The sequence below is a fragment of the Burkholderia sp. Se-20378 genome, assembly GCF_017104665.1.
GTDB classification, from domain to species: domain Bacteria; phylum Pseudomonadota; class Gammaproteobacteria; order Burkholderiales; family Burkholderiaceae; genus Burkholderia; species Burkholderia lata.
In genome coordinates, this window is sequence record NZ_JAAGPG010000045.1 from 1 (window position 1) to 23,802 (window position 23,802).

Annotated in this window: 24 protein-coding genes and 2 tRNA genes; 20 read left to right on the plus strand and 6 right to left on the minus strand. The window is 63.6% G+C overall.

Annotation, left to right across the window (positions count from 1 at the left end; genetic code table 11):
* Nucleotides 1-222 (minus strand): FAD-binding protein (locus tag G3N93_RS08590; protein ID WP_226111393.1); only part of this gene is annotated, 222 nt, incomplete at its 3' end.
* Between the two features lie 106 nt (nt 223-328).
* Between G3N93_RS08590 and G3N93_RS08595 the strand changes: the two genes are divergently transcribed.
* Nucleotides 329-1,111 carry an SDR family oxidoreductase gene (locus tag G3N93_RS08595; RefSeq protein ID WP_011351770.1) on the plus strand — a complete coding sequence of 261 codons (783 nt, stop codon included), beginning with the start codon at nt 329-331 and terminating at the stop codon, nt 1,109-1,111.
* A 32-nt stretch (nt 1,112-1,143) separates the two neighbouring features.
* Nucleotides 1,144-1,575 carry a thioesterase family protein gene (locus G3N93_RS08600; protein ID WP_069247799.1) on the plus strand — a complete coding sequence of 144 codons (432 nt, stop codon included), beginning with the start codon at nt 1,144-1,146 and terminating at the stop codon, nt 1,573-1,575.
* A gap of 110 nt (nt 1,576-1,685) precedes the next feature.
* Here the strand turns inward: G3N93_RS08600 and G3N93_RS08605 are convergent, their stop codons facing one another.
* Entirely contained in the window at nt 1,686-2,231 is a 546-nt protein-coding gene (locus G3N93_RS08605; RefSeq protein WP_174935223.1) for a LuxR C-terminal-related transcriptional regulator, read from the minus strand.
* A gap of 223 nt (nt 2,232-2,454) precedes the next feature.
* Between G3N93_RS08605 and G3N93_RS08610 the strand changes: the two genes are divergently transcribed.
* The 14 genes from G3N93_RS08610 to G3N93_RS08675 all read left to right on the plus strand — a co-directional run bounded on the left by G3N93_RS08610 (nt 2,455) and on the right by G3N93_RS08675 (nt 15,921).
* On the plus strand, nt 2,455-3,159 hold the full coding sequence (locus tag G3N93_RS08610; protein WP_174934479.1) for a CoA transferase subunit A: 705 nt from the start codon (nt 2,455-2,457) through the stop codon (nt 3,157-3,159).
* 1 nt (nt 3,160) lies between these two features.
* Nucleotides 3,161-3,802, plus strand: a complete 642-nt coding sequence (locus tag G3N93_RS08615; protein WP_011351774.1) for a CoA transferase subunit B — start codon at nt 3,161-3,163, stop codon at nt 3,800-3,802.
* 196 nt (nt 3,803-3,998) lie between these two features.
* Nucleotides 3,999-4,895: an alpha/beta fold hydrolase gene (locus G3N93_RS08620; RefSeq protein ID WP_206132791.1), complete on the plus strand. Its 897-nt coding sequence runs from the start codon at nt 3,999-4,001 to the stop codon at nt 4,893-4,895.
* Nucleotides 4,896-4,975: 80 nt separating this feature from the next.
* Nucleotides 4,976-5,329, plus strand: coding sequence for a RidA family protein (locus tag G3N93_RS08625; RefSeq protein ID WP_011351776.1), 354 nt, complete (start codon nt 4,976-4,978; stop codon nt 5,327-5,329).
* Nucleotides 5,330-5,368: 39 nt separating this feature from the next.
* Nucleotides 5,369-7,603: a bifunctional (p)ppGpp synthetase/guanosine-3',5'-bis(diphosphate) 3'-pyrophosphohydrolase gene (locus G3N93_RS08630; RefSeq protein WP_206122301.1), complete on the plus strand. Its 2,235-nt coding sequence runs from the start codon at nt 5,369-5,371 to the stop codon at nt 7,601-7,603.
* Between the two features lie 87 nt (nt 7,604-7,690).
* Nucleotides 7,691-7,767, plus strand: a tRNA-Val gene (locus tag G3N93_RS08635).
* A 271-nt stretch (nt 7,768-8,038) separates the two neighbouring features.
* Nucleotides 8,039-9,946, plus strand: a complete 1,908-nt coding sequence (gene thrS, locus G3N93_RS08640; protein WP_174934471.1) for a threonine--tRNA ligase — start codon at nt 8,039-8,041, stop codon at nt 9,944-9,946.
* 49 nt (nt 9,947-9,995) lie between these two features.
* On the plus strand, nt 9,996-10,520 hold the full coding sequence (infC, locus tag G3N93_RS08645) for a translation initiation factor IF-3 (RefSeq protein ID WP_071734130.1): 525 nt from the start codon (nt 9,996-9,998) through the stop codon (nt 10,518-10,520).
* A 189-nt stretch (nt 10,521-10,709) separates the two neighbouring features.
* Nucleotides 10,710-10,907, plus strand: coding sequence for a 50S ribosomal protein L35 (rpmI, locus tag G3N93_RS08650; protein WP_004191477.1), 198 nt, complete (start codon nt 10,710-10,712; stop codon nt 10,905-10,907).
* 29 nt (nt 10,908-10,936) lie between these two features.
* A complete protein-coding gene (rplT, locus tag G3N93_RS08655) occupies nt 10,937-11,296 on the plus strand; it encodes a 50S ribosomal protein L20 (RefSeq protein ID WP_004192938.1) in 360 nt (119 codons plus the stop codon).
* A gap of 148 nt (nt 11,297-11,444) precedes the next feature.
* Nucleotides 11,445-12,458, plus strand: a complete 1,014-nt coding sequence (gene pheS / locus G3N93_RS08660) for a phenylalanine--tRNA ligase subunit alpha (protein ID WP_006486107.1) — start codon at nt 11,445-11,447, stop codon at nt 12,456-12,458.
* A 96-nt stretch (nt 12,459-12,554) separates the two neighbouring features.
* Entirely contained in the window at nt 12,555-14,984 is a 2,430-nt protein-coding gene (gene pheT / locus G3N93_RS08665; protein ID WP_174936469.1) for a phenylalanine--tRNA ligase subunit beta, read from the plus strand.
* 72 nt (nt 14,985-15,056) lie between these two features.
* Nucleotides 15,057-15,443 carry an integration host factor subunit alpha gene (locus G3N93_RS08670; protein WP_006486093.1) on the plus strand — a complete coding sequence of 129 codons (387 nt, stop codon included), beginning with the start codon at nt 15,057-15,059 and terminating at the stop codon, nt 15,441-15,443.
* 61 nt (nt 15,444-15,504) lie between these two features.
* A complete protein-coding gene (locus G3N93_RS08675) occupies nt 15,505-15,921 on the plus strand; it encodes a MerR family transcriptional regulator (protein WP_174934467.1) in 417 nt (138 codons plus the stop codon).
* Nucleotides 15,922-16,000: 79 nt separating this feature from the next.
* Here G3N93_RS08675 and G3N93_RS08680 read toward each other — a convergent pair whose 3' ends face one another.
* Nucleotides 16,001-18,211: a hypothetical protein gene (locus tag G3N93_RS08680; protein WP_206132792.1), complete on the minus strand. Its 2,211-nt coding sequence runs from the start codon at nt 18,209-18,211 to the stop codon at nt 16,001-16,003.
* Between the two features lie 344 nt (nt 18,212-18,555).
* Entirely contained in the window at nt 18,556-19,371 is an 816-nt protein-coding gene (locus G3N93_RS08685) for a tyrosine-protein phosphatase (protein WP_254601376.1), read from the minus strand.
* Nucleotides 19,372-19,769: 398 nt separating this feature from the next.
* On the opposite strand from G3N93_RS08685, the gene G3N93_RS08690 reads away from it, so the two are divergent.
* From G3N93_RS08690 to G3N93_RS08705, 4 genes are all read left to right on the plus strand, one after another.
* The gene (locus G3N93_RS08690) at nt 19,770-20,483 is read left to right on the plus strand and encodes a bifunctional 2-polyprenyl-6-hydroxyphenol methylase/3-demethylubiquinol 3-O-methyltransferase UbiG (RefSeq protein WP_174934461.1); all 714 of its coding nucleotides are present in this window, start codon (nt 19,770-19,772) and stop codon (nt 20,481-20,483) included.
* 150 nt (nt 20,484-20,633) lie between these two features.
* Nucleotides 20,634-20,710, plus strand: a tRNA-Pro gene (locus G3N93_RS08695).
* A 140-nt stretch (nt 20,711-20,850) separates the two neighbouring features.
* Nucleotides 20,851-22,062 carry an outer membrane protein assembly factor BamC gene (bamC, locus tag G3N93_RS08700; RefSeq protein ID WP_206132793.1) on the plus strand — a complete coding sequence of 404 codons (1,212 nt, stop codon included), beginning with the start codon at nt 20,851-20,853 and terminating at the stop codon, nt 22,060-22,062.
* A gap of 531 nt (nt 22,063-22,593) precedes the next feature.
* Nucleotides 22,594-22,884, plus strand: a complete 291-nt coding sequence (locus G3N93_RS08705) for a putative quinol monooxygenase (protein ID WP_174934457.1) — start codon at nt 22,594-22,596, stop codon at nt 22,882-22,884.
* A gap of 40 nt (nt 22,885-22,924) precedes the next feature.
* Here the strand turns inward: G3N93_RS08705 and G3N93_RS08710 are convergent, their stop codons facing one another.
* Nucleotides 22,925-23,182 carry a hypothetical protein gene (locus tag G3N93_RS08710; protein WP_011351788.1) on the minus strand — a complete coding sequence of 86 codons (258 nt, stop codon included), beginning with the start codon at nt 23,180-23,182 and terminating at the stop codon, nt 22,925-22,927.
* Between the two features lie 136 nt (nt 23,183-23,318).
* Complete coding sequence (locus G3N93_RS08715; RefSeq protein ID WP_011351789.1) at nt 23,319-23,597, minus strand: hypothetical protein; 279 nt, start codon at nt 23,595-23,597, stop codon at nt 23,319-23,321.
* Nucleotides 23,598-23,802 lie beyond the last annotated feature (205 nt).

Below are 23,802 nucleotides of genomic sequence, written 5' to 3' on the forward strand. Positions count from 1 at the left end.
GCACACGCCGATTTCGGTGCCTTTCTCGGCGGCCAGCTGCTTGAGCCGGATCGCCGCCGACAGCCCGGCGGGGCCGCCGCCGACGATCACGACGTCGTATTCCATCGATTCGCGCGGGCCGTATTGCTCGATGAGGCTTGCGGGGGTCATTGGCGTTCCTCTAACCGTTAGAATGCTTTTATTCGGGAGCGTATTGTCTGCGAAACGAAACGCTTGCCGCAACAGCATGCGGCTAGATTAGCACGATCGTTCTATTTTCGTGCTAGGGTAATGCCGTTCGGGCCGTACTGTCCGTGGCGGCGAAACGACATCGAAAGGGGAAGTGCAAATGGGTCGGTCGATCAATCTGGAAGGCAAGGTTGCGCTGGTCACGGGCGCGTCGAGCGGCCTCGGGCAGCGTTTTGCACAGGTGCTGTCGCAGGCCGGTGCGAAGGTCGTGCTCGCGAGCCGTCGCGTCGAGCGCCTGAAGGAGCTGCGTGCCGAGATCGAGGCGGCGGGCGGTGCCGCGCACGTCGTGTCGCTCGACGTCACCGACGTCCAGAGCATCAAGGCGGCGGTCGCGCACGCGGAGACGGAAGCCGGTACGATCGACATCCTCGTGAACAATTCGGGCGTGTCGACGATGCAGAAGCTCGTCGACGTGACGCCGGCCGATTTCGAGTTCGTATTCGACACCAACACGCGCGGCGCATTTTTCGTCGCGCAGGAAGTCGCGAAGCGGATGATCATGCGCGCGAACGGAAGCGGCAACGGCAAGCCGCCGTGCCGGATCATCAACATCGCGTCGGTGGCCGGGCTGCGCGTGTTTCCGCAGATCGGCCTGTACGCGATGAGCAAGGCGGCGGTCGTGCAGATGACGCGCGCGATGGCGCTCGAGTGGGGGCGCCACGGGATCAACGTCAACGCGATCTGTCCGGGCTATATCGATACCGAAATCAATCATTACCTGTGGGAAACCGAGCAGGGCCAGAAGCTGCAGTCGATGCTGCCGCGCCGGCGCGTCGGCAAGCCGCAGGATCTCGACGGGCTGTTGTTGCTGCTCGCGGCCGACGAGTCGCAGTTCATCAATGGCTCGATTATCTCCGCCGACGACGGCTTCGGCCTCGCCTGAGCGGATGACATTCAGCAACAAAGAAGACTGCAATGAGTGATTATTCCCCCGTTTTTGAAATGTCGATGCCGATCCGCTGGGGCGACATGGACGCGTTCGGCCATGTGAACAACACGGTCTATTTTCGCTACATGGAGCAGGCGCGGATCTCGTGGTTCGAGGAGCTCGGCATCGCCGGCGGCAACGGCGAGGGGCAGGGGCCCGTCATCGTCACGGCGTCGATGGAGTTTCTCAAGCAGTTGCACTATCCGGGCGACGTGATCGCGAAGATGTCGGCAGCGAAGCCCGGCCGTAGCAGCTTCGACACGGGTTTCGAGCTGACGCGCGCCGACGATCCGCAGCATGTCTATGCGCGCGGCAACGCGCGCTGCGTGTGGGTCGACTACGCACTCGGCAAGTCGGTGCCGCTGCCCCAGTTGCTGCGCGACACGATCGAGCGCGCGCTCGCGGCGAAGGTCGGCTGAGCATCGAGTCGGCGAGGCCGGGCCGGCGCAAGGTCGCCGGCGGCACTCCATGCCCGTTGTTTCCCGAATCGGCCGTCATGTGCGGCCGATTGTCATCCGGGCGCCGTCATTTAATGTCCGAGCAGGCGCTGCAGCAGCTCGGGCGTATTGTTGGTCCCGTACTTGCGCATCAGCCGTGCGCGGTAGATGTCGACCGTGCGCGAACTGATGTCGAGCACGCGCCCGATCTGCTTGCTGGTCTTGCCGGTCGCGAGTTGCGCGGCGATCTCACGCTCGCGCGGGGTCAGTTCGACGGCGACGCGGCGCGTCGCGCTCAAATCCTCGAAGGTCCACACGCCCGCCGCAAGTGGCGCGGTGCGGTCGATTGCGCGGCCGGTGACGTGGCACCAGAACAACTCGCCGTCCGCCCGTTTCATGATTCTGTCATCCGAGTAGATGCCGTTCGCGGCCATCACGCGCGCGATACGCTCGCCGATTCGCTGGAATTCGTCCGTCGACGGGTAGAGCACCTCGTACGATTTTCCGATCAGGTCGGCCCGCGCGCAGCGAAAGATCGACGCGAGCGCGTCGTTGCAGTCCTCGATCACGCGGTCGCGCGACAGGACGAGGCCGAGCGGCGCGAGGAGGAAGGCAGTCTGGTAATCGAGAGCGGGCATGGCGCAGGCAAGCGGAGGCAAACGCTTATGTATTTTTGCGTATTGTGCCGCATCCGCGCCGCATCGTACCCTTTCAGGCATCTCGTGGCGGTTTGCCGCGGTATAAAAACAGCGCGCCTCGACGCAGGCATCGCCGTGCATGCATAGAATGATGCGGCGGGCTTGCGAGCCACGTGGGCGCGTGAACCGGTTTCACTGGTTTCCATAGAGGAAGGGACAACTGATGAACAAAGTCTATCCAAGCGCGGCTGCCGCGCTGGAAGGGATCGTCCGCGACGGGCAAACCTTCGCGGTGGGCGGCTTCGGCCTGTGCGGGATTCCGGAGGCGCTGATCGCGGCGTTGCGCGATACGGCCGTCAAGGGCATCACCTGCATCAGCAACAACGCGGGCGTCGACGGTTTCGGCCTCGGTCTGCTGCTGGAAACGCGCCAGATCAAGAAGATGATCTCGTCGTACGTCGGCGAGAACAAGGAGTTCGAGCGCCAGTACCTGGCCGGCGAACTCGAACTCGAATTCACGCCGCAAGGCACGCTCGCCGAAAAGCTGCGTGCGGGCGGTGCGGGCATCCCGGCGTTCTTCACGAACACGGGCTACGGCACCGTGATCGCGGAAGGCAAGGAAACGCGCCAGTTCGGCGATCGCCACTACGTGCTCGAGCCGTCGCTGACGGCTGATGTCGCGCTCGTGAAGGCGTGGAAGGCCGACAAGTCCGGCAACCTGGTTTTTCGCCGCACCGCGCGCAACTTCAATCCGATGTGTGCGATGGCCGGCAAGATCACCGTCGCCGAGGTCGAGGAGATCGTCGAGAACGGCGCGCTCGATCCGGACCACATCCACACGCCGGGGATTTTCGTGCAGCGCATCGTGCTGAACGCGACGCCCGAAAAACGCATCGAACAACGCGTCGTACGCGCGAAAGGAGACTGACATGGCCTGGAATCGTGACCAGATGGCCGCGCGCGCGGCGAAAGAACTGCAGGACGGTTTCTACGTGAATCTCGGCATCGGCCTGCCGACGCTCGTTGCGAACCACGTGCCGGAAGGCGTCGAGGTGTGGCTGCAGTCGGAGAACGGCCTGCTCGGCATCGGCCCGTCGCCGACCGAAGACGAAGTCGACGCCGATCTCATCAACGCCGGCAAGCAGACCGTCACGACGCTGCCGGGCTCGTCGATCTTCTCGTCGGCCGATTCGTTCGCGATGATCCGCGGCGGCCACATCAACCTGGCGATTCTCGGCGCGATGCAGGTCAGCAAGCAGGGCGACCTCGCGAACTGGATGATCCCCGGCAAGATGATCAAGGGGATGGGCGGCGCGATGGATCTCGTCGCCGGCGTGAAGCGCGTCGTCGTGCTGATGGAGCATGTCGCGAAGGGCGACCAGCACAAGATCCTCGAGGAATGCAACCTGCCGCTGACGGGCGTCGGCGTGGTCGACCTGATCATCACCGATCTCGGCGTGATCGAAGTGACGCCGTCCGGCCTGAAGGTTCTTGAACTCGCCGACGGCGTGAGCGCCGACGAGATCCAGGCAAAGACGGGCGCGCCGCTCGACATCAGCGCGGTCGCATAAGGTTCCGCGCGTCAGCGCGGCTTCGACGCCCCGCATGCCGGCCGACGGCATGCGGGGCGTTTGTCATTGCGTACGTCAGGCCGATTGTCGGGTGCCCGATGAGCGGACCCGTGCAGCTGAAGCGGTTTACAATCGTTTGCATCGGGCGTCGCAAGCGTTGCCCTGCGCGTCGCCCCCGTTCGACAGGATGCCAACGATGCCAACGACCCCAGCGAATTCCCAGGTTCCTCGCCAGCGGCGCGTGCAGTGTGCGAGCGCTGCCGGCCTTCACCACGTCGCCTATACCGAGTGGGGCGATCCCGCCAACCCGCGCGTGCTGGTCTGCGTGCATGGCCTGACCCGTTCCGGGCGCGATTTCGACCGGCTCGCGGCTGCGCTGTCCGATACGTATCGCGTCGTCTGCCCCGATGTCGTCGGGCGCGGCCAGTCGGACTGGCTGGCCGATCCGCGGCTTTATGCGATCCCGCAATACGTGGCCGACATGGTGACGCTGATTGCGCGGCTCGATGTCGAATCGGTCGACTGGTTCGGCACGTCGATGGGCGGGTTGATCGGCATGGCGTTCGCGGGGCTGCCCGGTTCGCCGCTGCGCCGGATGATCGTCAATGACGTCGGCCCGCGCATCGAGCCCGATTCGCTGACGCGCATCGGCGAATATCTCGGCGTGCAGCCGCGCTTTGCGACCCAGCAGGAGGGCATCGACTATCTGACGTCGCTGTCGCTGCCGTTCGGTGCGCTGACCGCCGACGAGTGGCGCGAGATCAACGGGCCGCTGCTGCGCGAACTGCCTGAAGGTGGCTGGACGATCCGCTACGATCCACGCATCGCCGAACCGTTCAAGGCGACGACGCCCGAATTGGCGGCGCTCGGCGAGGCCGCGCTGTGGCATGCGATCGAGACGACGAACGCACCGCTGCTCGTCGTGCGTGGCGAGGTGTCGGACCTGCTGTCGCGCGAAACGGTGGCCGACATGGTGCGTCGCGGCCGGCATGTGACGCATGCCGAGATTCCGGGGGCGGGCCACGCGCCGGCGTTCATCGACGCAAGCCAGATTGCCCTCGCGCGGCGGTTTTTCGTCGAAGGCGGCGCATAAACGCGTCATAATATGCGGTTCGGCGGCACGCGGGCCGTGCCGCCGCCCGATTTCTCATCCATTCACGACCGGAACATTCCATGGCAGTCATTCGTCACCACGTCGGGGCCCGTCTCTCCGAAACCGCGATCCACAACGGTACCGTGTATCTGGCCGGCCAGATCGCCGAAGACACCACGCAGGACATCAAGGGCCAGACGCGCGAAGTGCTCGGCCACATCGATCGCCTGCTCGCCGAAGCGAACAGCGACAAGGCGCATCTGCTGTCGGTGCAGATCTACATCTCGGATCTGGCGAACTTCGAAGGCATGAATGCGGAGTGGGACGCATGGGTCGCGCACGGCAACACGCCGCCGCGTGCCACCGTCGAGGCGAAGCTCGCGGATCCGGCGCTGCTCGTCGAGATCGTGGTCGTTGCTGCGCAGCGGAGCTGAACGTAACCCGACGATGATCGCATTTCGCCAGGCCGAGCAATGACCGAGTCCGTTTCCGCTTCCCCCGTCGCGGCGCCGTCGTTCGACGACGTGCTCGCGTTCGTGCGCGAGCGGGCCGGCGACGTGCGCCTGTCGTCGGGCGAGCTGCTCGCCGATCACTCGGCGGGCACGGCGTCGATCATGCGCACGCTGAACGTCGATCCGCCTGCGGTGCAGGCGGCCGCGCTGTTCGTGTTGACGCCGCACCTGAGCAACCCCGAGCGCGAACTCGCCGAGCGTTTCGGCGACGAAGTGGCGCGGCTGGTGTCCGACGTGCGCAAGCTGTTGCGACTCGGTACCGTCAGCCTGCGTGCCGCGCAGAACGCGGTGCCCGATGCGGGGCGCGACGCGGCGGAAGAGCGGCGTACGCAGATCGAGGCGCTGCGCAAGATGTTGCTTGCGTTTGCGCAAGACATCCGCGTGGTGCTGATCCGGCTCGCGTCGCGCTTGCAGTCGCTGCGTTACTACGCGGCCGCGAAGATCGACCCGCCGCCCGACGTCGCGCGCGAGACGCTCGAGATCTACGCGCCGCTCGCGAACCGTCTCGGCATCTGGCAATTGAAGTGGGAGCTCGAGGATCTCGCGTTCCGCTTCGAGGATCCCGTCACCTACAAGCGGATCGCGAAGCTGCTCGACGAGAAGCGCATCGAGCGCGAAGCGTACGTCACGCAGGCGATCGACCGCTTGCAGCAGGAACTGGCGGACGCGCACATCCAGGCGGACGTGAGCGGCCGGCCGAAGCATATCTATAGCATCTGGCGCAAGATGCGCGGCAAGGAGCTCGACTTCTCCGAGCTGTACGACGTGCGCGCGTTTCGCGTGATCGTGCCGGACATCAAGGATTGCTACGCGGTGCTCGGCATCGTGCATCACCTGTGGCAGCCGGTGCCGAAGGAATTCGACGACTACATCTCGCGGCCGAAGCCGAACGGCTACAAGTCGCTGCACACGGTCGTGATCGGCGACGACGGCCGCGCGTTCGAAGTGCAGATCCGCACGCAGGAGATGCACCGTTTCGCCGAGTACGGCGTCGCGGCGCACTGGCGCTACAAGGAAGCCGGCGCGCGCGGCTACGGCGGCCAGTTCTCGGCGAGCGACAAGTACGACGAGAAGATTGCCTGGCTGCGCCAGCTGCTCGCGTGGAAGGACGACGTCGAGGACGGCGCGGAAAAGTCGGGCGACAAGGCGTGGGCGCAATTGCGCGAGACGTCGCTCGACGACGACCACATCTACGTGCTGACGCCGCAGGCGCGCGTGATCGCGTTGCCGCAGGGCGCGACGCCGGTCGATTTTGCGTACCACCTGCACAGCGAACTGGGTCATCGCTGCCGTGGTGCGCGCGTCGACGGCGCGATGGTGCCGCTCAATACGCCGCTCGCCAACGGCCAGACGGTCGAGATCGTCGCGGTGAAGGAGGGCGGGCCGTCGCGCGACTGGTTGAACCTGCAGCTCGGCTATATGAAGAGCCCGCGCGCGCGTCAGAAGGTGCGTGCGTGGTTCAACTCGATCGAGCAGGAAGAAAACGTCTCGCATGGCCGCGCGCTCGTCGAAAAGACGTTGCAGCGCGAGGGCAAGACGTCGGTCAACCTGGATAACCTCGCCGCGAAGCTCGGCTTCAAGTCGCCCGAGGAACTGTTCTCGGTCGTCGGCAAGGAAGAGTTCAGCCTGCGCAATGTCGAGCACGCGCTGTCCGATGCGCCGCCGCCCGAACCGGCGCCCGAGGCGCCTGCCGATTTCGAGAAGCGCAGCAGCGGCGCCAGCGTCGCGCACGGCGCGTCGACCGGCGTGCTGGTCGTGGGCGTCGACGCACTGCTGACCCAACTCGCGCGCTGCTGCCGTCCGGCGCCGCCCGATCCGATAAGCGGTTTCGTCACGCGCGGCAAGGGGATGTCGATCCACCGCACCGATTGCCCGACGTTCCGCCGGATGGTCGAGCGCGCGCCGGAGCGCGTGCTGCAGACGACCTGGTCGGCCGACGTGCTCGGCGGGCGCGGTGCGTCTGTCTATCCGGTCGACCTGATGATCGAGGCGAGCGATCGGCAAGGGTTGCTGCGCGACATCTCCGAAGTGTTCGCGCGCGAGAAGATGAATGTGGTGGGCGTGAAGACGCAGAGCCGCCGCAATGCGGCATTCATGCAGTTCACGGTCGAGGTGTCGAACTCGGCGCAGGTGCAGCGTGCGTGCACGTTGCTCGGCGAGGTACAGGGCGTCGTGCGGGCGGGGCGGAAGGCGTGATGTGGGGTTCGAACACCGTTATTTTGCTGCGACCGCATAAAAATACTTGCCAAGCGGGTAACGGCTCCATATAATCTTAGCTTCACTAGGCTCGTAGCTCAGCTGGTTAGAGCACCACCTTGACATGGTGGGGGTCGTTGGTTCGAGTCCAATCGAGCCTACCAACGAATTGAGAATGCCCGGCTTCCGGGTGTTCGATGCAGCAAATAACTCAACGCGAACAAGGCGAATACGGTTATGACACCGCGAACGTTGACCGAAACCTTTTCGGAGCGACGCTAGTCGAGGAACCCTTTCGCCCTTTCAGTTTGAGTGAAGTATCGAATGCGGCCCCTCGAAAGCGGGGCCGCATTTTTTTTGTCGCGAAATTTTCCCGCGTGATTTTTATATCGCGTACCTGGTCTGCCGCCCACTGTCGGCATCACGGAGATTGCTATGGTTTCGATACGCTTGCCTGACGGCTCAGTTCGACAATACGAGCATCCGGTGACAGTTGCCGAGGTTGCAGCCTCGATCGGTCCCGGCCTTGCGAAGGCTGCGCTTGGTGGCAAGCTCGATGGCGAGCTCGTAGATACGTCGGCCGTGATCGACCGCGACGCGTCGCTCGCGATCGTGACCGACAAGGACGCCGACGGCCTCGACATCATCCGTCACTCGACGGCGCACTTGCTCGCGTACGCGGTGAAGGAACTGTATCCGGACGCGCAGGTGACGATCGGCCCGGTGATCGACAACGGCTTCTATTACGACTTCTCGTACAACCGCCCGTTTACGCCCGAAGATCTGGAGAAGATCGAAAAGCGCATGCAGGAGCTCGTGAAGAAGGACGAGCCCGTGACGCGCCGTGTCGTGTCGCGTGACGAAGCGGCGGGCTACTTCCGCAGCATCGGCGAGAAGTACAAGGCCGAGATCATCGAATCGATTCCGCAAAGCGACGAAATCAAGCTGTATTCGCACGGCGGCTTTACCGATCTGTGCCGTGGCCCGCACGTGCCGTCCACCGGCAAGCTGAAGGTCTTCAAGCTGATGAAGGTCGCGGGTGCGTACTGGCGCGGCGATTCGAAGAACGAGCAGCTGCAGCGTATCTATGGCACGGCCTGGACGAAGAAGGAAGACCAGGATCAGTACCTGCACATGCTCGAGGAAGCGGAAAAGCGCGACCACCGCAAGCTCGGCAAGCAGCTCGACCTGTTCCACATGCAGGAAGAGTCGCCGGGCATGGTGTTCTGGCATCCGAAGGGCTGGGCGCTGTGGCAGCAGGTCGAACAGTACATGCGCCGCCGCGTGAACGAAGCCGGCTACCTCGAGATCAAGACGCCGATGATCATGGACCGTTCGCTGTGGGAAGCGTCGGGCCACTGGCAGAACTACCGCGAGAACATGTTCACGACGGAGTCGGAGAAGCGCGACTACGCGATCAAGCCGATGAACTGCCCGGGCCACGTCCAGGTGTTCAAGCACGGCCTGCGTTCGTACCGCGACCTGCCGCTGCGTTACGCGGAATTCGGTTCGTGCCACCGCAACGAGGCATCGGGCGCGCTGCACGGCCTGATGCGCGTGCGCGGCTTCGTGCAGGACGATGCGCATATCTTCTGTACGGAAGACCAGTTCATCTCGGAATCGATCGCGTTCAACACGCTGGCAATGAGCGTGTACAAGGACTTCGGTTTCGATCACATCGACATCAAGCTGTCGCTGCGCCCGGAGCAGCGCGCGGGTACGGACGAAACGTGGGATCGCGCCGAGCAGGGCTTGCGCGACGCGCTGACGGCCTGCGGCCTGACGTGGGAAGAGCTGCCGGGTGAGGGTGCGTTCTACGGTCCGAAGATCGAGTACCACATCAAGGATGCGCTCGGCCGTTCGTGGCAGTGCGGCACGCTGCAGCTCGACATGGTGCTGCCGGAGCGCCTCGGCGCCGAGTACGTCGCGGATGACAGCAGCCGCCGTCGCCCGGTGATGCTGCACCGTGCAATCGTCGGTTCGATGGAGCGTTTCCTCGGCATTTTGATCGAGCACCATGCTGGTGCGATGCCGTCCTGGCTCGCGCCGTTCCAGGCAGTTGTGCTCAATATCGCCGAAAGTCAGGCCGAATATGCGCAATCTCTGGCCCAATCGTTGCAAAAACAAGGGGTTAGAGTGACGGCTGATTTGCGCAATGAGAAGATTAGCTATAAAATACGCGAGCACACGCTGGAAAAGGTGCCTTATCTCCTCGTCGTGGGGGATAAGGAGCGTGATGCGCAAACGGTAGCCGTGCGTGCCCGTGGCGGCGTCGATCTTGGCGTGATGCCGGTCGAAGCCTTCGTTGAGCGTCTGCAGGAAGACCTGCGCTCGTTCAAGTAACCGCCCTGGCAGCGCGGCTCGTTTTTTTAATTTTTAGAGGAAACGTAACATCGCTACTGATAAGTCGTCGCATCGCATCAACGGTGAAATCACTGCGCCGGAAGTGCGTCTGGTCGGGATCGAGAACGAACCGCTCGGTATCGTAAAACTCGCTGATGCTTTCCGTAAATCGGAAGAACTGGATGTTGACCTGGTGGAAATCGCGCCGCAAGCGGTTCCCCCGGTTTGCCGTCTGATGGATTACGGCAAGTTCAAGTACCAGGAATCGAAGAAGCAGCACGAAGCGAAGCTGAAGCAGAAGGTCATCCAGGTCAAGGAAGTCAAGTTCCGCCCGGGTACCGATGACGGGGATTACAACGTCAAGCTCCGCAATCTCGTGCGCTTCCTCGAAGAGGGCGACAAGACGAAGATCACGTTGCGTTTCCGCGGCCGTGAAATGGCTCACCAGGAAATCGGTATGCGGATGCTTGAGCGTCTGCGCACGGATCTCGAGGAAGTCGGCCAGGTTGAGCAGATGCCGAAGATGGAAGGGCGCCAGATGATCATGGTGCTCTCGCCGAAGAAAAAGAAGTAACGGGCCCGCGCGCTTTGCGCGCAGGTTCGCAGTGGTTCGGTGCGTTGCCCGGTCAGGGCGGCGTGCCAACAATGACGGCGGCTGCGCAAGCGGTTCGCCGTACACAAGTGGACTGGGTTTCGAAGGGCGGGTCAAGGGCGCAAGCCAACCGCACACCCATCGCCATCTAATAAACTGGAGTTGTTCGTCATGCCTAAGATGAAGACCAAGAAGAGTGCTGCAAAGCGCTTCGTGGTGCGTCCGGGCGGTACCGTCAAGCGCGGTCAAGCCTTCAAGCGTCACATCCTGACCAAGAAAACCACGAAGAACAAGCGTCACCTGCGCGGCGCAACGGCAGTTCATGATTCCGATCTGAACTCCGTCCGCGCGATGCTGCCGTTCGCGTAACCCCTAACTGATACTCTAAGGAGAGAAACATGCCTCGAGTCAAACGTGGGGTAACCGCACGGGCCCGCCACAAGAAGATCATCAACCTGGCCAAGGGTTATCGCGGCCGCCGCAATAACGTCTACCGCATCGCCAAGCAGGCGGTGATGCGCGCTGGTCAGTACGCGTACCGCGATCGCCGCAACAAGAAGCGTGTGTTCCGCGCACTGTGGATCACGCGTATCAACGCGGCAGTTCGCCAGCACGACATGACCTACAGCGTGTTCATCAACGGCCTGAAGAAGGCGTCGATCGAACTCGACCGTAAGGTTCTGGCCGACATGGCGGTGTTCGACAAGGCTGCTTTTGCTGCGATCGTCAAGCAGGTGAAAGCCGCCGTTGCAGCCTAATTGAGAAATTAGCACTGCGTGGTTAGTTGCAGCGAGGTTCCGGTAGTCTCGGCCGCTGCAGCGAAAACGGGGCTCTTCCGAGCCCCTTTTTTGTTTGGTGGGCGATTTCGCTCGCCAAGACCGAATGACGTTGGAAATGATGGGATCTATGGATCTGGACCAGATTGTCGCCGACGCGCAGCAGTCCTTCGAACAGGCTGCCGACATCACCACGCTCGAAAACGAGAAAGCACGATTTCTCGGCAAATCGGGTGCGCTGACCGAGTTGCTGAAGGGTCTCGGCAAGCTCGATCCCGAAGCACGCAAGACCGAAGGCGCACGCATCAACGTCGCGAAGCAGCAGGTTGAAGCTGCGCTGACCGCACGTCGTCAGGCACTGGCCGATGCGCTGCTGAATCAGCGCCTCACTGCCGAAGCGATCGACGTGACGTTGCCGGGTCGCGGCGCCGGTGCAGGCAGCCTGCACCCCGTGATGCGCACGTGGGAGCGTGTCGAACAGATTTTCGGCTCGATCGGCTTCGATGTGGCCGACGGCCCCGAAATCGAGACCGACTGGTACAACTTCACGTCGCTGAACAGCCCGGAGAACCATCCGGCGCGTTCGATGCAGGACACCTTCTACGTCGAAGGCAAGGACGCCGACGGCCGCCAGCTGCTGCTGCGCACGCACACGAGCCCGATGCAGGTGCGTTACGCGCGCATGAACCGTCCGCCGATCAAGGTGATCGCGCCGGGCCGCACGTATCGCGTCGACAGCGATGCGACCCACTCGCCGATGTTCAATCAGGTCGAGGGGCTGTGGATCGACGAAAACATCAGCTTCGCCGACCTCAAGGGCGTCTATACCGACTTCCTGAAAAAATTCTTCGAGCGCGACGACATCCTCGTGCGCTTCCGTCCGTCGTATTTCCCGTTCACGGAACCGTCGGCCGAGATCGACATGATGTTCGAGCAAGGCAAGAACGCCGGCAAGTGGCTCGAGATCTCCGGTTCGGGGCAGGTGCATCCGACCGTGATTCGCAACATGGGCCTCGATCCCGAGCGCTACATCGGCTTTGCGTTCGGCAGCGGCCTTGAGCGCCTGACGATGCTGCGCTACGGCGTCCAGGATCTCCGGCTGTTCTTCGAGAACGACCTGCGTTTCCTGCGCCAGTTCGCGTAACGCCGCGCGCCGCGCCGACCTGTGCCCGTGCACGCCCCGATGGACGATCCGACGGGGCCCGGGCGTCGATCTAACCTGTTTCGAACGTAGACATCCATGCAATTCCCTGAATCCTGGTTGAGAACCTTTGTCGACCCGCAGCTGACGACCGACGAACTGTCGCACGCGCTGACGATGGCGGGGCTCGAAGTCGAATCGCTGAGCAAGGCTGCGCCGCCGACGTCTAAGATCGTCGTCGGCCGCGTGCTCGAAGTCGTCAAGCATCCGGATGCGGACAAGCTCAATGTCTGCCAGGTCGACGCCGGCACCGGCGCGACGCTGAATATCGTCTGTGGCGCACCGAACGTCGCGCCCGGCATCAAGGTACCGGTCGCGCTGGTCGGCGCCGAACTGCCGCCGGCAGAAGAGGGCGGCAAGCCGTTCGCGATCAAGCTGTCGAAGCTGCGCGGCGTGGAGAGCCAGGGGATGCTGTGCTCGGCACGCGAGCTGAAGCTGTCCGAGGATCACAGCGGCCTGCTGGTGCTGCCGGAAGACACGCCGGTCGGCCAGGACATCCGCGAGACGCTCAATCTCGACGACACGATCTTCGAAATCAAGCTGACGCCGAACAAGGCCGACTGCCTGTCCGTGTTCGGCATCGCACGCGAGACGTCTGCGATCACCGGCGCGCCGCTGACGCCGGTCGACATTCGCCCGGTGCGCGTCGAGCTCGACGAGACGCTGCCGGTGCGCATTGCCGCGCCCGATCTGTGCGGCCGCTTCTCGGGTCGCGTGATCCGCGGCGTGAACGCGCATGCGAAGACCCCGCAGTGGATGGTCGAGCGCCTCGGGCGTTCGGGCCAGCGCAGCGTGTCGGCGCTCGTCGACATCTCGAACTACGTGATGTTCGAGCTCGGCCGCCCGTCGCACGTGTTCGATCTCGACAAGATCCACGGCGGTATCGAGGTGCGCTGGGGCAAGCGCGGCGAATCGCTGAAGCTGCTCAACGGCAACACGGTCGAACTCGACGAAACGGTCGGCGTGATTTCGGACGACCGTCAGGTTGAAAGCCTGGCCGGCATCATGGGCGGCGACAGCACGGCCGTCACGCTCGATACGACCAACATCTACCTGGAAGCCGCATTCTGGTGGCCGGACAGCATCCGCGGCCGTGCGCGCAAGTACAACTTCTCGACCGATGCGGCTCATCGCTTCGAGCGCGGCGTCGACTACGCGACGACCGTCGAGCACGTCGAGCGCATCACGCAACTGATTCTCGAAATCTGCGGCGGCAAGGCCGGCCCGGTCGACGATCAGTCCGTGAACCTGCCGCAGCGCGCGCCGGTGAAGATGCGCGTATCGCGCGCGAATCGCATCATCGGCGTGCAGATCGGCGCCGACGAGATCGCCAGCATCTTCACGCGCCTCGGCCTGCCGTTCGAGCGTGAAGACGATGCGTTCCTCGTCACGCCGCCGTCGCATCGCTTCGACATCGAGATCGAGGAAGACCTGATCGAGGAAGTGGCGCGCATCTATGGCTTCGAGAAGATCCCGGCGCGTCCGCCGGTCGCGACGAGCGAAATGCGCGCGACCAACGAAACGCGGCGCTCGATCCACGACATCCGTCACGCGCTCGCTGCGCGCGACTACGCGGAAACCGTCAACTTCAGCTTCGTCGATGCGGAGTGGGAGCAGGATTTCGCGGGCAACGACCAGCCGATCCGTCTGCTGAACCCGATCGCGAGCCAGCTGTCGGTGATGCGCACGACGCTGTTCGGCAGCCTGATTTCCGTGCTGCGCCACAACCTGAACCGTCGCGCGGATCGTGTGCGCCTGTTCGAAGCTGGCCGCGTGTTCCTCACCGATGCGGCGGCGAAGGCCGGTGAGCTGACGGTCGAGGGCTACGTTCAGCCGAAGCGCGTCGGTGCGCTTGCCTATGGTCCGGCACTCGACGAGCAGTGGGGCGCGGAGACCCGCCCGGTCGATTTCTTCGACGTGAAGGGCGATCTCGAGGCGCTGCTCGCGCCTGCGGCCGCACGCTTCGTGAAGGCAGAGCATCCGGCCCTCCATCCGGGCCGCAGCGCGCGCATCGAAGTCGATGGCCGTGCGGTCGGCTGGATCGGCGAACTGCACCCGCGCCTGATGCAGAAGTACGAGCTGCCGCACGCACCGGTGATGTTCGAGGTCGACGCGGATGCGCTGATTGCGCGTGCGTTGCCCGCGCCGACCGACGTGTCGAAATTCCCGCCGGTTCGTCGCGATATCGCGGTGGTCGTCGATCAGGCGGTCGAGGTTCAGGCACTTTTCGACGAAATGAAGAAGGCGCTCGCCGAAGAGGCCTGCCGATTCGTTCAGAAGGTTGTACTCTTCGACGAATTTCGTGCAAAATCAAATACTTCCGGTGGTCTTGCCGCGCACGAGAAGAGCCTTGCCTTCCGTGTGACGCTGCAGGACGCGGCTGGCACGCTACAGGACGAGGTCGTCGATCAGGCGATCCAGACGCTGGTCGAGCGGATGGCTCGTGCTGGTGCGCGTCTGCGCGGCTAAGGAGGAGGTCCGCCCGCTCGCGGGCGGCCTTTTCCGATCGTAAGTTTTGATTTAACGCGCTGTATGGCAGATATGAACGACATGACCTCGAGTGAATTCGAAGCCCTCCTGACGGCGCAACGCAGCGCCATGAACCGCGACGCTTCGGCGCCGGCGTCCACCGAGACGCCTACGCTGACGAAGGCGGAACTGGCGGAGCTGCTGTTCGACAGCGTCGGGCTGAACAAGCGTGAAGCGAAGGACATGGTCGAGGCGTTTTTCGAGGTGATTCGCGACGCGCTCGAAAACGGCGAAAGCGTCAAGCTGTCGGGGTTCGGCAATTTCCAGTTGCGCGACAAGCCGCAGCGTCCGGGCCGCAATCCGAAGACGGGCGAGGCGATTCCGATCGCGGCCCGCCGGGTGGTAACCTTCCACGCGAGCCAGAAGCTGAAGGCGCTGGTCGAAAACGGCGCGGAGTAAGCCCCGCGCGCTGACGTCTCCGCGCGGCCGCCGCGCACCCTTTACCGACGGTTTACCGACGATGACCACTACGGTTGAGAAAGTCGTCTTGCCTCCGATTCCCGCGAAGCGCTACTTCACGATCGGTGAAGTCAGTGAACTGTGCGGGGTCAAGCCGCATGTGCTGCGTTATTGGGAACAGGAATTTACTCAACTGCGGCCGGTGAAGCGGCGTGGCAATCGTCGGTATTACCAGCACCACGAAGTGCTGCTGATCCGGCGGATTCGCGAATTGCTGTACGAGCAGGGATTCACGATCAACGGCGCGCGCAACCGGCTCGATTCGCCGGCGGGCGAGCGGGCCGCGGCGGCACCCGTCGAGCCGGAGGCGCCAGCCACCGATGATGCACGCGCACCGGGCAAGCCGGGCGCAACCGTCGACGTCATTGCATTGCGGCAGGCGCTGCTCGACGTGATCGACGGACTGAAGCACGACTGAGCGCGAAGCGCGAAGGATAAAATGAAAAGCCCGGTTGGCGACCTGCCACCGGGCTTTTTTCATGCGTGTCGTGTGCGCTTCAGCGTGAGGCGAGCGGGTTCTTCTGCCCCATGTCGACGACCAGCGTGCCGTCCGGCAGCATCCGCACCGAGCCTTGCGCGACCTGGCTGCGGTAGCCGTACAGGTCGAAACGCATCGGGCCGGCCTCGGCCGAATTCCGGATCAGCGCGCGCACGTTCAGTTCGAGCACGTTGAACATTTTCATGTCGCCGCCTTCCATCCACATGTAGCTCGGTGCATCGATCTGCGGCCGTTGCGGCGCGGGTGTGCCTGCCATGCGCCTGAACGTGAGGCGCAGCCCGTCGCGTTCGACCGTTGCCTGTCCGAGCTTGCCGTTCAGCACGGGTGGCGGGAACACGGTGTACTGGTCGAGCACGAGTGTGTCGCCACGCAGTTCCGCGCCGCGCCGCTGCAACGGCGTCAGCGAAGCGAGTTCGATGCCGAGCGACCGCAGCAGCTTCGCCTGCGGGATGCCGAGCACCGATACCTGGGACGGCTTGAACGCGAGATGCCGGTCGTCGAGCACGGACAGCGTGCCATTCATGTCGGTCGGCAGCCAGACCCCCGGTACGTGATTCCACAGCTTGATGCCGCCCTGGACGCGCAGGTTCGTGCCGTCCGCGCTCAGTTGCAGGTCGTTGAGCGAGCGCGGCGCGTAGTCGAGCAGATAATTGTTGAAGAGCGCGGACATCGCCTTCCACGACTCGACGACCGTGCCGCCGAGAATGCGAATGTCGTACTGGTTCGGATCGTCGAGATCGACGGGTTCGCCGGGCCGCTTCGAGACGAGTTCCACGTCGAGATCCTCGACGTGAAAGCCGATATCCCCGGACAGGTTGAAGTCGACGTTGCGCAGATGGATCGTCGGGTTGCGGTTCGACACGTGCCGTTCGTTGAACGGCGTGGTCGACGTGCGCCGCATCGCGACCTTCTGCATGCCGGGGTGAACGGTGTTCGCCGCGAGTGCGTAGGCTTCCCAGTGCTGGCGTATGTCGCGCAGCGCGTTCTGTTGCGCGGCGAGGAAGCTGTCGTTCAGGCGCGCGGCCGCGTTGCCGAGCAGCGCGCCTCTGGCCGGGCCCGCGTACGAGGGCATCCGGATCGCCATCGCGCCGCTTTCGTCGAAATTGAAGTAGCCGGCCGAGACCTGGTCGCGATAGTGATACAGGTCGAACACGAAAGTCTGGTCGCGCTTCGTGGCATCTACCGGGCCGATCAGGATGTCCGCGTTCATCGGCATCGAGCGCATGAACTTCACGTCGCCGCCGCGAATGTACATCGCTTGCTGCGGTGCATTCGCGGGCATCGCAAAGCCGGCATGCGTGCCGTCGTCGAGCTTCAGGTCGAGGCCGGCCGGCGTCACGCGCAGCGCGGTGATCGTGAGCTTCAGGCGCGGCGGCGGCATCAGCTTGTCGACCGACATCACGAGATCGTCGCCAGCGAGCTGCGCAATCGGCGTCTGGACTTTCAGCAGGTCGGCCATCTTCACGTTGGCCGCGCGCATCACCGGCTGCGCGTTGATGCCCGAGACGCGTACACCCGTCGGATGGAACACGAGCTGGCTGCCGTCACGGATCGCGAGCGTGCCGGTCAGCGAGAACGGCACCCAGCCGTCGCGCTGCATCTCGCCTTGCAGGTGGATCACGCCGTCGCCGGCCGACACGGCGAGCTTGCGCAGCGGTGCATTGCGGTAGCCGAAGATGTACGTGTTGAAGAGGGCGGTCAGCTTGGCGTTGTCGAGCGTGACCGTGCCTTCATGCACGTCGATCTGGAAACTGGTCGGATCGTCGAACACGATCGGCGCGCCGGCCTGCGTCGGCACGAGCGTGGCAGACAACTGATGGATGAAGAAGCCGAGGTTGTTGACGATGCGGAAATCGACGTCGCGCAGGAACGTCATCGCGCCGTTCTGGCCTGAGTCGCGCAGCGTGAACGGGCGCGGTTGCGTGAGGCTCATCGATGCGAGCGACGGCACGGTGCGTGCGACCTGCTGCTCGCGGGCGAGGCGTTCGGCCTTGGTGCGCTCGATCTTCGTCGATGCGATCGACGTGTTGCCGTCACGCTGCGCGGACGACTCTGCGCAACCGGCACACAGCAGCGCGAGCGCCAGCACGCCGCAGCCGAACACGCGGGACGTCGTGGGCGAGATGGGACGGGCCGCGCCGGGCGGGCCTGAAATCCAGTCGAAAATTGCCAAAGGCGAGCGATGGCCGCGCCGGACCGCATTCCGCATCGTCTGTCTCCATGTCTTGTCGTGATCGACGGCGGCGCGCGCCACTGCACGGCGCAAGCGTCGATGCCGTGCAGTGTGGCATAGCGCGCTAGAGCGGCGTTACCAAACAACGGGCGCCCGGACGGGGCGAGCCGGCGGGCTGCGGGACAACGGATTCGGGGTGGTCGGACGGCCGGATCAAACGGTCGTTTGGTTTGCACGGTTCGTCATCGGCGGGTGTTGCTGCGTCCGGGCAAACCCGCTCCAGCCTTGGCCGGTGCGGGTTTCGCCGGATGCGAGTTGTACCGGCCGCGGCGGTTGTAGCGCGGATGCGACCCGGCCCGCCGCAGCGGCCTGCGGGTCGATCAGACCAGCATGTGCTGCCGGATTGCGTTCAGCGTCGCCTGGTCGAGTTGCAGGCCGTTCGCGATATACGACGTCATCGAGCCGTACGACGCGGTGACCTGATCGAAGGCCGCCTGCAGATAGTCGGTATGTGCGCCTTGCAGCGCGGTCATCATGTCTGCCGCATTTTGCCCGCCGGCCTTTTGTGCCTGGGCGACCGACGCGGCGATTTCCGATGCGCTATAGGCGTTGGTCAGCAGATAGTCGGCGAGTATCGTCTGCTCGGATGCACCCAGGATCGTGTGCAGGATCGCGGTTGCCCAGCCGGTGCGATCCTTGCCGGCCGTGCAGTGGAACACCAGGTTTTCGCCAGTGGCAGCGAAGCCGGTGAAGAGCGCGTGATAGCTGGCATGTGCGGTGTCCGACGTGACGAACGCGCGGTACATGCTCAGCATGAATGCCGTCGCGGTAGCGCCGGTGGTCGGGATCGGATCGATGCTGGCGGCCCCGAGCACGTTGAGGTTTTGCCAGGCGGCGCCGGCCAGCGGCACATCCGGCTGCGTCTTGATCTCGGCGGGCGTGCGCAGGTCGCAGACCTGTTTGATGCCGAGCGTGCCGACGGTGGCGACATCCGCGACCGACAACGCGAGCGCGGATGACCGATAGATCACGCCTTTCTTCATCTTCGCGCCGTTCGTCGTCAGGTAGCCGGTTCCGTCCGGCCCGGCCGTGTCGCGAAAATTCGATGCGGAACTCAGCCGCGGTGTCGTGACTGGCGCGACCGAAATCGAGTCGCCCCCGCATGCGGACAGAAGCGATGCGCTTCCCAGCGCCACGCCTATCGTGCCGGCGCCCAGCCGGAGAAAATGTCGACGGGAAATTTCGTTTTTCTGATGCATTCAATGCCCTGTGTCGGAGACGGTTGCAAGAGGTCGCGACTGCGGTGGTGACCGAAGCCGCCTCCTATATCACGCGCGACGCGGCATAGCCGGGGCGGGCCGGATCGATCGGCATGCAGTCGGACGGTTCGCCCGTGCGCATCGATCTCGCGCCGGGTAACCGCACGGTAGCGATTTGCGGCGAACCGGCCATCGTCCTTTTCGATTAGGTCGGCATGCGGGTTGCCGGTGTCGGTTGCGCATTGTCGACAGGTAGGATCGGCGGCAGCGGCGAGGTAAGATCGACCTCAGTGGCTGTATCGACCAAAGCACAGTAGCCATCACGGGGAAGCGTCATGGATCTCAAGGAAGTCGACGTATTGGGTGCGGGCGTGGGCGATCACTGGTACTACGCGTCGAAGGCGAGTGCGATCCGTCGGTTCCTGGGGGTGCCAGGCGCGAACCGGATACTCGATGTCGGCGCAGGCTCCGGCTTCTTCTCGAAGCACTTGCTGGAGCGCACACAGGCGACGGAGGCGTGGTGTGTCGATACGAGCTACGCCGACGATACTGACGGCGAGGCGTCCGGCAAGCCCATCCACTTTCGGCGATCCGTTGATCGATTCGATGCCGATCTCGTGTTGCTGATGGACGTGCTCGAGCATGTCGACGACGACGTCGGTCTGCTCATGCAGTACGTAAAGGGCGCGCCTTCGGGCAGCCGGTTCCTGATCACGGTTCCCGCGTTCCAGTTCCTCTGGAGCGGTCATGACGATTTTCTCGAGCACAAGCGCCGATATACGCTCGGCAGTCTCGAGGACGTGGTGCGTCGCGCGGGGCTCGACGTCGAGCACGGCGCCTATTATTTCGGCCTCACGTTTCCGCTCGCGGCAGCGTTGCGGCTCGGCGAACGGGTGCGTCGGCAACCAAGCGAGCCGGCGTCGCAATTGCGTCGTCACCATCCATTCGTCAATGGCTTGCTCAAGACGATCTGCCGAATCGAGTTGCCGATGTTCCGCTTCAACCGCGTCGCCGGGCTGACCGTCATCTGTGTCGCACGCAAGCAGTGAAGGCGATGCGAGGCCGGTGCGCAGGGCGCTATGCCATGCACGTCGTTGTGTGCATCGGCACGGTCACGCCAAAAAATTTCACAAGAATATTCACAAAATGCATGCGACCCGTTCTAAATCGGAAAACTGTCTGTTATAATTTTTTTCTTTCGGGGCGTAGCGCAGCCTGGTAGCGTACCTGCATGGGGTGCAGGTGGTCGGAGGTTCAAATCCTCTCGCCCCGACCAGACAAGAACCCGCGTCAGTTCAAGCTGACGCGGGTTTTTTCTTGCCGGTCGCTTTTTTGCACATCGCGGCGCGGCCCCGGTAAAATGCAAGGTTGATCCACGGAAAGCGCCGTGATTTAGCGGAAGAGGATTCCCCGAACATGACTGATCTTCGTCTTACCATGCGGTTCGCTGCAGTGCTCGCCACCGGCGCGCTCGTTGCCGGTTGCGGTACGTCGTCGCCCACGAAAGTGGACTACAAGAGCGATTCGAAATCGAAAGAAGCGTCGCTCGCAGTGCCGCCCAACATGCTCGACGAGACGGCCGATCAGCGTTCGCTGCCGCCCCAGGGCGGCGCGACTTCCCTGTCCGCACTTCAGCAGGTCCAGCAGGCAGCGCCTGCGCTGGACACTGTCGCTCCGGCTGTGGCCGGCATGCATATCCAGCGCGACGGCACCGAGAGCTGGCTCGTGATCGACGGCAAGCAGCCGGCCGATGTGTGGCCGCAGGTTCGCCGCTTCTGGCAGGAGCAGGGCTTCCTGCTCGTCGTCGACCAGCGCGACAAGGGCGTGATGGAAACCGACTGGAACGAAACCCATCCGCAGATCAACGACGGCCTGATCCGTAGCGTGATCTCGAAGGCGATGGGCAATTCGTACGTGACGGCCGAGCGCAACAAGTACCGTACGCGTCTCGATTCGGCGCCGAATGGCGGCACCTATGTGTTCATCAGCCAGAAGGGGATGCGCGAAGCGATCACGGGCTCGAACAACGATTCGAGCAAGTGGGAACCGAAGCCGAACGATCCGGCGCTCGAGACCGAATACCTGAAGCGATTGATGGCGGTGCTCGCACAGAACGAGCAGCGCGCGAAGAACGGCGAGCCGCCCATCGCGAACATCAAGGACAACACGGTGCCGGTGGCCAAGGACAAGAAGGCCGACGACGCATCGTCGAAGGCTGCTGCAGCGATCGCCGCGCAAAACGTCTCCCGCACGTCGGCGCAAGCCAACGATGCGGCCGATGCTGCCGTTCCGTCGGAAGTTACGCTCGGCGAGCCGTACGACCGGTCGTGGCTGCACGTCGGTCTCGCGCTCGATCGTGCGAACTTCACGGTCGACGATCGTGATCGCTCGAAGGGCCTGTATTTCGTGCGCTATGTCGATCCGAAGGATCTGACTTCGGCCGAGCAGGGCTTCTGGAGCCAGCTGTTCCACGGCAAGAAGGAAAAGCAGGCGAAGCAATACCGCGTCAACGTGAAGGCGCTCACGGCCGACCAGACGCGCGTCGCGGTCATCGACGATTCGGGCGCGATCGACACATCGTCGCCGGCTCGCCAGATCATGGGGCTGCTCGTGAATCAGCTCCGCTGATTCCGGCGTTTCTCCGCACCAATGAAAAGCCCGCCATTTGGCGGGCTTTTTTCATGGCCGCTCGCCGGAGCGCACATGTGCTGGAGGTTCGGTCCCTCCTCGTGACGTTACGTAACATCCGCGCGTTACGGCGGCCAAACACATGCGGCATCGTCGGCGGCCAAAAAATTTTCCTTATAAATCAATGGGGTGGGCGATTCGCGGTAGTTGGCACGTAACCTGCTTTATATGTTGGAATTGTTGAAACAGGGAGGATGGCGTCAGATACCGGGGGTGCGCTGCGAGCGCCCGATCAACGGTATCGACGTCTTCGAATGTCGACGCGACAAGCGTCGGCGCAACTGATGACGATCCGCGCCAGCGTGCGGATCTCGATGGCCCCGTCGCCTATCCTCGTAGGGCGACGGTTTCGCCCGCGCTTCTGTGAAGCGCGGGCTATTTTTTTTGGGGCCGTCGTGCGATGCCGTGCCGGCGCAGCCGATGCACGATTCGCGTATTCTCGGACTTTTCCAGATGAGGGGGGGGGCGGGAATGGCGGAAATTGCAGTCGTGGCGCTGATCGTGGCGAAGCCGGGCGCCGAGGAGAAGTTGCGTGCCCAGCTCGAAGGGATCGTCGAGCCGACCCGCAGCGAAGCGGGGGCATTGCAGTACGACCTGCACCGGGACCTGAAGGAGCCCGCGCGGTTCGTATTCGTCGAGCGCTGGGAAAGCGAGGAGGCGCTTGCCGCTCATGCGCGTTCCGCGCACATTCTGGCTTATCGCGAAGCGGCCGCGAACTGGATCGAGCGTTCCGAAATCCGCGTGCTGTCGAAGCTCGTCTGAGCCGGGTGGGGCGACCGGACGTGTCCGGTCGCGGGGTGTGTCAGTGCGACGTGCTGGGTACGTCGAGGATCAGGATGATCGTCCAGTCGGCGTCGCCGTCGTGATGGTACTGGCGCTCTGCGACGATGAACGGTTGCTGCTTGCCTTGCGGGCCGAGGAAAAGCACGTCGCCCTCCATCGGCAGGCACTCGATCGGCGGCAGCGCGAGGAACGCGTCAGCCGAGCCGCGAGGCATCAGTTGCTTGATCTGGCGAGTGGCGGCTTCGGTCCACTCGATGTCGAGTTGAATGTTGCTCATGCTGTCCTCCGCACCGGGGTGCGCACGGGTGGAAAATTTCGGTGCGCGACTTTAGCACAGCGCACGGGCACCGCAACCAAAAAAGCCGAACCCGGTTGCCCGGATTCGGCTTTTTGCTTGTGCGGTGCCGCCGAACTTACTGGCTGGCAGCGTCTGCGGCCTTGGCAGCCTTCTTGCCGGCCTTCTTCGCAGCAGCCTTGTGGTGAGCAGCCTTCTTGCCGTGGTGATGCTCTTCCTGCATCGCCGGCTGAGCGGCTTCAGCCGCTTGCTGCTGCTGCAGCGCCTGTGCGCGCTGCTCGATCTCGGAGATCTTGGCCGGATCGGTAATCGTCTTGATTTCCGTGCTCTCTTGCGCATACGCTGCGCCAGTCAGCGCCGACATCGCTACCAGGATAGCCAGGGACGTCTTCTTCATTGCTTTACCTCCGCTAAGTGGTGATGAACCCGAGTGTTGCCGTTTTGTCTGGCGACTGCAATCGAGTGCGTGTCGAGTGTAACAAAAGTGACGGATCAATGTGCACCGGATCGTGGCGCGACGCAAGGCCCCGTTGAAGTGGCGCAACACTTCGCGTACTTCGTCACGCGCCTGCCATGGTCGCCGTCGCAACCATTGCGCGCCG

Coding starts and splice junctions, on each gene's coding strand:
- G3N93_RS08595 (WP_011351770.1), top strand. CDS start 329: ATGGGTCGGTCGATCAATCTGGAAGGCAAGGTTGCGCTGGTCACGGGC.
- G3N93_RS08600 (WP_069247799.1), top strand. CDS start 1,144: ATGAGTGATTATTCCCCCGTTTTTGAAATGTCGATGCCGATCCGCTGG.
- G3N93_RS08605 (WP_174935223.1), bottom strand. CDS start 2,231: ATGCCCGCTCTCGATTACCAGACTGCCTTCCTCCTCGCGCCGCTCGGC.
- G3N93_RS08610 (WP_174934479.1), top strand. CDS start 2,455: ATGAACAAAGTCTATCCAAGCGCGGCTGCCGCGCTGGAAGGGATCGTC.
- G3N93_RS08615 (WP_011351774.1), top strand. CDS start 3,161: ATGGCCTGGAATCGTGACCAGATGGCCGCGCGCGCGGCGAAAGAACTG.
- G3N93_RS08620 (WP_206132791.1), top strand. CDS start 3,999: ATGCCAACGACCCCAGCGAATTCCCAGGTTCCTCGCCAGCGGCGCGTG.
- G3N93_RS08625 (WP_011351776.1), top strand. CDS start 4,976: ATGGCAGTCATTCGTCACCACGTCGGGGCCCGTCTCTCCGAAACCGCG.
- G3N93_RS08630 (WP_206122301.1), top strand. CDS start 5,369: ATGACCGAGTCCGTTTCCGCTTCCCCCGTCGCGGCGCCGTCGTTCGAC.
- thrS (WP_174934471.1), top strand. CDS start 8,039: ATGGTTTCGATACGCTTGCCTGACGGCTCAGTTCGACAATACGAGCAT.
- rpmI (WP_004191477.1), top strand. CDS start 10,710: ATGCCTAAGATGAAGACCAAGAAGAGTGCTGCAAAGCGCTTCGTGGTG.
- rplT (WP_004192938.1), top strand. CDS start 10,937: ATGCCTCGAGTCAAACGTGGGGTAACCGCACGGGCCCGCCACAAGAAG.
- pheS (WP_006486107.1), top strand. CDS start 11,445: ATGGATCTGGACCAGATTGTCGCCGACGCGCAGCAGTCCTTCGAACAG.
- pheT (WP_174936469.1), top strand. CDS start 12,555: ATGCAATTCCCTGAATCCTGGTTGAGAACCTTTGTCGACCCGCAGCTG.
- G3N93_RS08670 (WP_006486093.1), top strand. CDS start 15,057: ATGAACGACATGACCTCGAGTGAATTCGAAGCCCTCCTGACGGCGCAA.
- G3N93_RS08675 (WP_174934467.1), top strand. CDS start 15,505: ATGACCACTACGGTTGAGAAAGTCGTCTTGCCTCCGATTCCCGCGAAG.
- G3N93_RS08680 (WP_206132792.1), bottom strand. CDS start 18,211: ATGCGGAATGCGGTCCGGCGCGGCCATCGCTCGCCTTTGGCAATTTTC.
- G3N93_RS08690 (WP_174934461.1), top strand. CDS start 19,770: ATGGATCTCAAGGAAGTCGACGTATTGGGTGCGGGCGTGGGCGATCAC.
- bamC (WP_206132793.1), top strand. CDS start 20,851: ATGACTGATCTTCGTCTTACCATGCGGTTCGCTGCAGTGCTCGCCACC.
- G3N93_RS08705 (WP_174934457.1), top strand. CDS start 22,594: ATGGCGGAAATTGCAGTCGTGGCGCTGATCGTGGCGAAGCCGGGCGCC.
- G3N93_RS08710 (WP_011351788.1), bottom strand. CDS start 23,182: ATGAGCAACATTCAACTCGACATCGAGTGGACCGAAGCCGCCACTCGC.
- G3N93_RS08715 (WP_011351789.1), bottom strand. CDS start 23,597: ATGAAGAAGACGTCCCTGGCTATCCTGGTAGCGATGTCGGCGCTGACT.